This is a genomic window from Gryllotalpicola sp. CP2-P1, assembly GCF_057512245.1.
In genome coordinates this window covers 1-2,850 of sequence record NZ_JBLRDT010000258.1, presented here as the reverse complement: position 1 = coordinate 2,850, position 2,850 = coordinate 1, and the positions used below count along the sequence as shown (strand labels likewise).

2 protein-coding genes are annotated in these 2,850 nt (G+C 72.7%); both read left to right on the top strand.

Features of this window, described 5'->3' with window-relative positions; genetic code table 11:
• Window positions 1-1,093: DUF58 domain-containing protein (locus tag ACM2XV_RS13885; protein ID WP_487027351.1), on the top strand; the 1,093-nt coding region annotated here is incomplete at its 5' end.
• On the top strand, window positions 1,080-2,850 hold a 1,771-nt coding region (locus ACM2XV_RS13880; RefSeq protein WP_487027350.1), incomplete at its 3' end, for a transglutaminase TgpA family protein. The genes ACM2XV_RS13885 and ACM2XV_RS13880, both read left to right, overlap by 14 nt.

Below are 2,850 nucleotides of genomic sequence, written 5' to 3'. Positions count from 1 at the left end.
GCTCGACCGCCCGTGGCTGTCGGTGGCGCGCACCTACTCGCCCGACACCGTCGAAGTCGGCGAGGAGGTGCAGGTCCGGCTCGACGTGCGCAACCATTCGGGGCGCGCGACCGCGTCGATGTCGTGGGTCGACACCGTGCCGGCCGGGTTCGCGCGTCTCGCGTTCCGTGCGCTGCCCTCGCTCGCCAGCGGGCAATCGGTGACCCTGCGCTACTCCGAGCGCGCCGCCCGCCGTGGCGCCTATCTGCTCGGCCCGTTGACCGTGGCGCGCACCGACCCCTTCGGCCTCGCCCGCGACGGCTACGGAGTCGGCGAGTCGAAGGTCCTGCTGGTGACGCCGCGGGTGCGGGCCTTGGCCGGAAGCGGCGACGACGAGGCGCGCGGCGAGGGCACGGACCCCGAGCTGGTGCGCCACTCCATCCCGAGCACCGATGAGGTCATTCCGCGTGACTACCGGGCGGGTGACCCGCTGCGGCGCGTGCAGTGGCGCGCGACCGCCCGCGCCGGCCGGCTGATGGTGCGACAGGAGGAGCAGCTCAGCAACCCTGAGGCGTGGCTGCTGCTCGACACGCTGCGTGCGCACGCCGGCGGCGCAGAGCCCTTCGAGCGGGCGGTCGAGCTGGTGGCATCTATCGGCTCTCATCTGCTCGACGTCGGGTACCAGCTCGGCGTGCACGAGACCGGCGAGCGCCAGCTCGCGGGTAGTTACGAGCTGCCGGGCGGCGACCAGTTGCTCGTCGGCCAGCTCGCCGCGATCGAGCAGGTGCGCGAGCCCGGTGGCGACATCGCAGGCCGCTTCGCCGCGAGCCTGCGTGCCACGCGCTCGGGAGTTCCCGTGTTCCTGATCCTCGTCGACGGCGACCCCCAGCTGGCCGCGGAGTTCGCGCCCCTGCGCCGGTACGCGGCACCCGCGATCGCGTTCCTGATGACATCGAGCGCGGCCGCCGCACGCGAGCTGCTCGAGAGGGCGGGCTGGGTGTGCGTCGAGGCCGACGGGCGAACGGATGCCGCAGCCGCGTGGTCCCTCGCCATGCAGGCGCAGCAGCCCGCCGGCGGCCCTCGTCTCGCGGGGGCGGCCGATGTTCGACCGTAGGAAGCCGCCCGCACGGGCGGCGCTCGCGACGCGCGGAGCGTGGACGGTCTCGCTGGCGCTGTTCTTCGAGGTGCTCGCGTGCAGCATCGCGCTGATCGGGCTCATCCAGGGAGCTGCGTGGTGGACGGCGCTGGTGGGGGCCGCGGCGCTGCTTCTCGCGATCCCCGCCGCGCTGCGCAGCGTCGGCCTGAGCCCCTGGGCCGCCCTCGGGGTCGATGTCGTGGCGTTCGCGCTGCTCATCCAGCTCGCGTTCGTGCCGGGTCTCGCGGTCGCCGGTGTCGTTCCGACCGCGTCGTCCATCGGCGGCGTGCTCGACCTGTTCCGGCGGGCAGTGGTGGCCATTCAGGACCAGCACATCCCGGCGGTTGCCCTGCCCGAGCTGGTCTTCTTCATCGTGCTCTTCGGCGGGGTGCTCACGCTCGTGCTCGATCTGCTCGCGGTCGTGCTCCGCGTTCCTGCCGTCACGGCGGTCGTTCTCGGCGGGGTTCTGATCGTTCCCGCTCTGCTGCAGCCGAACGGCCTCAGCCTGGTCTCGCTCGGTGCGGGCGCCGCGGCGTGGTTCTTCCTTCTCGCCGTCGATGGGCGTCTGAGGCGGGCGGCGCGCGGGGGCGGGGCCGTGGCGCTCTCGGTCGGGGCATCCGCGACCGTCGTCGCGCTCGTCGTCGCCGCGACCGCTCCGGGGTTCGTCGAGCAGGGGCGCCTGCCCGTTGCCGGGCCGGTCTCGCTCGGCAACAGCGTCGACCCGCTGATCGACCTGGGGGCCGACCTGCGCCGTCCGAACCCCGTCGACGTGCTGCGCTACACGACGGCCTCGAAGGACCCCCAGTACCTGCAGCTGACGACGCTCGACACCATCCGCGGTACGCACTGGACGCACACGCCGGGCCAGGTCTCGCCGCTGCAGGGCGGGTCTCGCCTCGCCGAGGTGCCCGGGCTCGACTCGTCTCTCGGTATCTCCGCGTCAGAGGTGACGTCGAAGATCTCGGTGCAGAGCCTGCGCAGCACGTGGGTGCCCGCGCCCTACCCCGCGACGAAGGTGACGGGTGGCGGCAACGCGCGCACCTACCAGAGCGACGATCTCACGATCTTCGCCCCGGGCGGCCAGCTGAGCGGCCAGAGCTACACCGCGACGAGCCTCGACCTCGAGCCCACGAAGGCGCAGCTGGCGGGCGTCGGCGGCGACGGTGCCGGTGCCTTCGCCGACGTGCGCGACGACCTCGTCCTCCCGGGCGCAGTCCCCGCCGTCATCACCGAGACCGCCGACGAGATCGCCGCGCGCGCGGGAAGCTCGAACGAGTTCGACCTCGCCCTCGCCATTCAGAACTACTTCCAGGGCACGGAACAGGGCTTCGTCTATTCGACGGACTCGCCCGACACCGTCGACGGCGGCAGCCTCGACGTCGTCGCGAAGTTCCTGCAGGTGCGACAGGGGTACTGCGTGCACTTCGCCAGCGCGATGGCGGTGATCGCGCGAGTGCTCGGCATTCCGAGCCGCATCGCGATCGGCTACCTGCCGGGTTCCGCAATCGGCTCGACGGGGAAGCAGACGACCTACCAGGTCGACTCCAGCGACCTGCACGCGTGGCCCCAGCTGTACTTCCCGGGCGTGGGCTGGCTGAACTTCGAGCCGACGGTGAGCCGCGGCTCGGCCCCCAGCTATACGCAGTCGACCACGACCGACCCTGCGCAGAGCGCGACGGCCGCGCCCGAGGCCGAGCCGTCGGCGTCCGCGACGCCGACGCAGCGCCCGCGCGACA